6 protein-coding genes are annotated in these 5,998 nt (G+C 34.5%); all 6 read left to right on the top strand.

The window, feature by feature from the left end; genetic code table 11:
- Positions 1 to 1,316 (top strand): methyl-accepting chemotaxis protein (locus tag J2S77_RS14370; protein ID WP_306978509.1); only part of this gene is annotated, 1,316 nt, incomplete at its 5' end.
- Positions 1,317 to 2,102: 786 nt separating this feature from the next.
- Positions 2,103 to 2,453: a hypothetical protein gene (locus J2S77_RS14365; protein WP_306978507.1), complete on the top strand. Its 351-nt coding sequence runs from the start codon at positions 2,103 to 2,105 to the stop codon at positions 2,451 to 2,453.
- 364 nt (positions 2,454 to 2,817) lie between these two features.
- The gene (locus J2S77_RS14360) at positions 2,818 to 4,176 is read left to right on the top strand and encodes an MATE family efflux transporter (RefSeq protein WP_306978505.1); all 1,359 of its coding nucleotides are present in this window, start codon (positions 2,818 to 2,820) and stop codon (positions 4,174 to 4,176) included.
- Positions 4,173 to 4,343, top strand: a complete 171-nt coding sequence (locus J2S77_RS14355) for a hypothetical protein (RefSeq protein ID WP_306978503.1) — start codon at positions 4,173 to 4,175, stop codon at positions 4,341 to 4,343. Before J2S77_RS14360 ends, J2S77_RS14355 begins: the two co-directional genes overlap by 4 nt.
- A 253-nt stretch (positions 4,344 to 4,596) precedes the next feature.
- The gene (locus tag J2S77_RS14350) at positions 4,597 to 5,349 is read left to right on the top strand and encodes a class I SAM-dependent methyltransferase (RefSeq protein WP_306978501.1); all 753 of its coding nucleotides are present in this window, start codon (positions 4,597 to 4,599) and stop codon (positions 5,347 to 5,349) included.
- A gap of 31 nt (positions 5,350 to 5,380) precedes the next feature.
- Positions 5,381 to 5,896 (top strand): GNAT family N-acetyltransferase, encoded by a 516-nt coding sequence (locus J2S77_RS14345; RefSeq protein ID WP_306978499.1) that lies wholly within the window; start codon positions 5,381 to 5,383, stop codon positions 5,894 to 5,896.
- The last annotated feature ends 102 nt before the right edge of the window (positions 5,897 to 5,998 follow it).

The raw sequence follows: 5,998 nt of genomic DNA, 5'->3' as shown, positions 1-5,998 counted from the left end.
AAGATCTTGTAAATACAAATAGTAACTCACAAATGGAAATGATTGTATCTGAAGCAGATGAATTGCGAAGTGAAACGGTAACTTTATTAGATGAACTAGAAACAACTGTGAGTGAAGAACGGGAAACGGCTGTAACAACTGCGCAAAATAGTCAGGGGACAACGATGATGACGTTGTTAATATCTATGGCTGCTGCACTTGTTATTGGTATTGTGTTGATGGTTATGATTAGTCGGATCGTATCACGAAATCTTGATGAGGTTGTAGCCGTTAGTAATCAAGTTGCTGACAATAATTTAGCTGTTGAACCAATCACCTATGACGGTAATGATGAAATTGGGCGTATGGCAACGGCAACGAATACAATGGTCGAAAACTTACGAACTATGGTCGATAAGATTTCTAACATCTCAGAAACCGTAAGTAGTCAAAGTGAAGAGTTAACACAATCAGCAAATGAAGTACGTGAAGGTTCCGAACAGATTGCTTCCACAATGGAGGAAATGTCATCAGGAGCTGAAACACAAGCTAATAGTGCCAGTCAATTATCAGAAAATATGACATCATTTGATGAAAAAGTTCAGGAATCCAATCATAAGGGTGAAACGATTCATGCGTCATCTCAAGATGTTCTATCGTTAACGGATGAAGGGCGTAACATGATGCAATCGTCTGTTGAACAAATGTCGGCGGTTGATCATATTGTTAAAGATGCTGTTGAGAAAGTGAATAGTTTAGATCAACAATCGCAACAGATTTCAAAACTCGTTTCTGTTATTCAGGATATTGCTGAACAAACAAATTTACTTGCGTTGAATGCAGCTATTGAAGCAGCTCGTGCTGGTGAGCATGGACAGGGCTTTGCGGTTGTAGCAGATGAAGTCCGAAAATTAGCAGAGCAGGTATCAAATTCAGTCGATGAAATTACAGGCATTGTGAGCTCAATTCAAAACGAATCAACTAATGTCGTTAGTTCACTACAATCTGGTTATGGTGAAGTGGAGAAAGGCTCTAACCAGATTCAAACGACAGGTGAAACATTCGAGCAAATTGCCAGTGCTGTTACCGAGATGTCGGATCAAATTCAAACAGTCAAAGATAATCTATCCGAAATGGCTTCTAACACACAAGAGATGACATCTAATGTCCAAGAAATCGCCTCAGTTGCTGAAGAATCAGCAGCAGGCGTTGAACAGGCATCAGCATCAGCAGAACAATCATCAAGTTCGATGCAAGAAGTCGCATCCAGTTCGGATGAATTATCTCGGTTAGCAGAGGATCTAAATGGATTGATTCGTGAATTTAAACTTAAATAAGCAAAACCGCTATAAGGATTATAAATAAATATGTTATCACCTAACCTCCTAAGTTTATATAAACTTAGGAGGTATTTTATGTAAACCACATTATGTCTTAATCCTGTTATGTTCTTAACGTGGATTAGATAGTATTTTTTGGTACATCATCAAAATGCATACCTATATCGATCAATAAAATTCTATTATTGTTTAAAGTTCACATCAGTTTTAAAATGGAAGGTTACTTGAAACCCATTAATAGAGAAATCAACACTTTATCTAAACTATTTCAGTTATGAATAGGTGTGTTCATACTTAATATGATATATAATCGGATCAACCAGATTGTTGGTGATTAACAAACTTTAAAAGCAGCGGAGGGTTTGATTAATATTTATAAAAATTTTCAAAAATAAGTTTGAAACATTAGATGTAGTTATACTCAAACATTTTTTAATAATTCCACTCGAAGAGGCTAGTTCTTCTAATTAGTGAGACTTGATATAAACGTGGTTCAATGTTTAATATAAATTACCTAATTAAGTTATGTAGTCAAAGTTATGAAAACTCAAGGAAACAGTGAAGGACTTTTTGATAAAGTTTTGCACGGCGATGGAAAACTCCTGTAACTCAATGTTAAACCCAGAATAAACTATAATAATGACTAACGATACCGCCTGAGAGGTGCTAGGAAAAGAAAAATCCTAGCACCTCTTATTTTTAAGGATTAATATTTGAAAAATAGAAAAATTATGTCATTTATGGTAATATGACGATTATAATATGAGTTAGGGTGATTTAAAGATGGGTGATCAAAATCGATTTGAAGAGATAAACGTTGAGAAACTCAACATTGTGAATGAAAACAATGACATAAAAATGACGTTATTTAATCAAGATAAGATTCCGCCTTTGTTGATGAATGGTGAAGATGTTCTGCCAGGTCATAGGCAAAATGATCCGATTTCCGGCATCATGTTTTATAACGGAAAAGGTGATGAGTGTGGTGGTCTTATTTACGGAAGTGAAGAAGATGAAGATGGAAATGTGTATGCGGACGCATCTTTAACATTTGATGAATATGAACAAGACCAAGTGGTGCAAATGCATTTTACAAAAATCAATTCATATGATGAAGCATTTACAGGCGTATAGCGAGCACGATGAGCAAGTAGAAAAAGAGATTGTGAGTCAAATAGGAAAAGAATCTCTGACGGTTACACCAGTCTATGGCGTTATCGTTTCAAATTACTAAATTGCTTTCCGTTTGTAAAATGAGCCACGGCTCCCCTCTTACTTTAAAAATTATAATTTGCATATGCTAGGGGGACTACGTAATTTTCTCGTTATCTGGTTATTCCTGACGACAATTGATTAGGCGAATGCTTGATTAAATTAAATTCCTATGATTTGTTTTGTCGGAACACTATTCGGAGTTTCTTTATGTGATCTTTTATGTGTGTTACTCAAGTTTAAAAATGGAAATTATTATGGAAGTTTACTTAGAAGGGGATTTTATATGGATACATCTTGGAAGAAACTTCTGACGTTCTCTTTACCAATAACATTTATTGGAATTGCAGAGATGTTAACTACTTTGATTGATATGTTATGGGTTAGATATTTTATTAAAGACTCGACTGCTTTAGCAGCAATAAGAGTTTCCTTCTCTTATACTATGCTAATCGAAGCTATAGTCGTTGGATTTGCTTCAGCAATGCTCATATACATAAGTCAGAATTTTAGCTCTGGAAATAAAAATGGAGCAAATGATGCTTTAAGAACAACTGTTGGGGTTATAATTATTTTTGGTTTAATTTCAGGGGCAATTGGTTTGCTACTTTTAGGATTTTTAGGAGATATGTTTGGAGCAACTGATACGACGATAAACTATGCACAAAATTATTTAAGACCGTTATTATTTGGCTTTTTTTTTATTATCATGAATAATTTTCTTCTTATACTACCTAGATATTTCGAAAAAATTAAAGTAGTTTATTATGCCCTAGCGATATTAATAGTTACCAATATCATTGTTACTCCACTTTTAATGTATTTTTTTGAAAAGGCCAATTATTCGTTAATTATAGCAGCAGGGTTCGGCACGTTAATTTCAAATTTATTTTCTCTCCTCTATCTATCATGGTTATTGTTCTTCAAAGATTATTTAGATTTGAATATTAATAAAAATTATTTGATTCCAAATATGTCTTTTAAACTAATGAAACGAAATTTTTCATTTATTTTCTCACAAGTATTTAATAGTTTAACATTCAGTATTTCGACCTTTCTCTACATGATAATACTATCTTACTACCCTGAAGAAGCTTTTAATGTTTTTGCAGTTGCAAGTTATATTTTCATGCTAGGTGGAGTATTTGTACAGAATTTCAGTTTTAGTTTGTTACCGTTAGTATCCAGATTGAAAGGGGAAGGTGAGTTAACGGAAATTAAGAAAATAGTTAGGAATATGGTCAAAGTTGTAGTTGTTTACTCAATTGCTGTAGTGGGCATCTTGTATATACTTAGAGATAACATCAGTGAATTTATGGCTCAAACAGAAACCGCATACTATTTTGTTAGGTTTATAGAAATTTATTCAATACCCTGGATTCTAGGAAACATTAGTATGATATACATTTTTCTTTATTCAGGATCTGGAGATGCTAAAGCAAGTATGTATTTAATTATTTCAAACATGTATGCAATAGTGATTCTCTCCCTCCTTTTCCTTCCAAACATGTATGATGATTTAGTGATTGGTGTGTTTTTTGCTTTAGCTATTGTCCAGATTTTAACGTTAATTAATTCATATGCACTTTACTTAACAGGAAGATGGAAAAGAAATCATATTATAGAAAGCGAGGAAGTAACATGAGAATAATAAAAAAATTCAACAAAACTTTCATTTTTCGGCCTGAATCAAAAGAAGACTTTGATGAATTAAAAAAGTTCAGAAAAGCTATCATAAAAGGAAATGAGAGAAAATGGTCTCAAGAAGAAAAGGAGATAGTAGATAAGTTTAAAAAAGGACCTATGCAATGAGAGAAGTCTGATAGCATTCGCATGAAGTACCGACAATCTATTTTCCAGGATTAAATGAGCACGTGTCAGTTAGCTAGACTGTTTAATCTTATTTGTGGAAAATTGTTTAATTCTACTTGACGGTTACAGGAGGTTACTTATTCTTTGTCGCCTCAAGAATAATTGTTGAAATTAAAGGAGTGCGTAGTCGTGGGTATTCTAAATCTTAAATCCATCCTGTTATAAAACTATGGATATAACAGGAGGTTAAATCATGAAACAAGACAATTGGGTTAAACCGTTTTACAAAAATCAATTCCATATGATGAAGCATCTACAGGCGTATAGCGAGTACGATGAACAAGCGGCGAAAGAGATTGTAGATCAAATAGAAAAAGATTTTTCGACTGTGTTAGAAATTGGGTCAGGCAATGGCAATCTTGCTCGGGGACTTGCTGGACTTAATAAAGTTGTTACGACGGTGGAGTTGGTGCCTGAATTAGTTGAGTTTGCGAAACAAAATAGTCATCCGAATGTGACGTCATTATGTGGAAGTTTTTATGATATTGAATTTCCCCAAACTTTCGATACTGTGCTGTATATCGACGGGTTTGGAGTTGGTGAAGACGCTGACCAGCTCTATCTATTGAAGCGGATTCGAGAGTGGTTGACTGAAGATGGTGTTGGTTTGATTGATATATACAACCCTCCGTATTGGAGGAAAGCTGCTGGCGAACAAATGTATATAGATTCCGATAGGGAAGTTTGCAGGAAATATGGTTATATTGATGAAACTAACCACATGACTGACACATGGTGGTATAAGGAGATTTCGGAAGAATGTTTTACTCAAGTCCTAGCTTGTTATCATGTTGATGAAATAAAATCGATGTGTGAGTTGGCGGGGTTAGAAGTCGTTGATGTGTTTCCTGGTGGTGCCATGGATTGGGATGAGATGACTTTTATTCCAAAAGCGTCACTTTCAGAATGTATGTCTTATAGAATAAAAGTAGCAAAATCATCTTAAGTTAAAATTTAAAAGCTATAAGGAGATCGAAATGTATTTAGATCAAATTGAAGGTTTTGATGTCAGGAAGGCGACAAATCAGGATTGTGATGAAGTTATTAAATTATTGAAGGTGGTTGCTCTTTGGTTACAAAATAATGAAATCGATCAATGGGGCTTTTTGTTAGCAGGCGGTGATGATGAAGAAATCAAGCAAGCTATAGCCAACAACGAAACTTATGTAATGGAGCGGGATGAACAAATAGTAGCGACCTTCACACTCTTATCTGAACAGAGTGAATGGGATATGCATATTTGGGGTGATGATCCTGACTCAAATTCCCTTTACTTACATAGGCTTGCGATTATTTCATCTTACATGAATAACGGGCTTGGGAAAGATATCTTGGCATGGATTGAAAACAATGTCACTGATAAAACGCATCTAAGACTAGATTGTGTTGCAGACAATACGAAACTAAATGATTTTTATAAGGATCATCATTTTGAATTGGTTGGTTTAACGGATGGTCATAGTCAATTACAAAAACGTATTAAAGCTGATTGAGCAGGTGCAGTCAAGTCCATAATTATGTGTAAAATACATGGCAATGAAATTCAACTCTTGTCATTGATTATTTATGTGTTATCGCGATGAGGTGGGGATGGC

Origin of the sequence: Alkalibacillus salilacus (assembly GCF_030812915.1) — a bacterium.
In the GTDB taxonomy this organism is placed as follows: Bacteria; Bacillota; Bacilli; order Bacillales; family Alkalibacillaceae; genus Alkalibacillus; species Alkalibacillus salilacus.
Note: the sequence above shows the minus strand (reverse complement) of the source record. Positions and strands in the feature narration are given on the sequence as shown.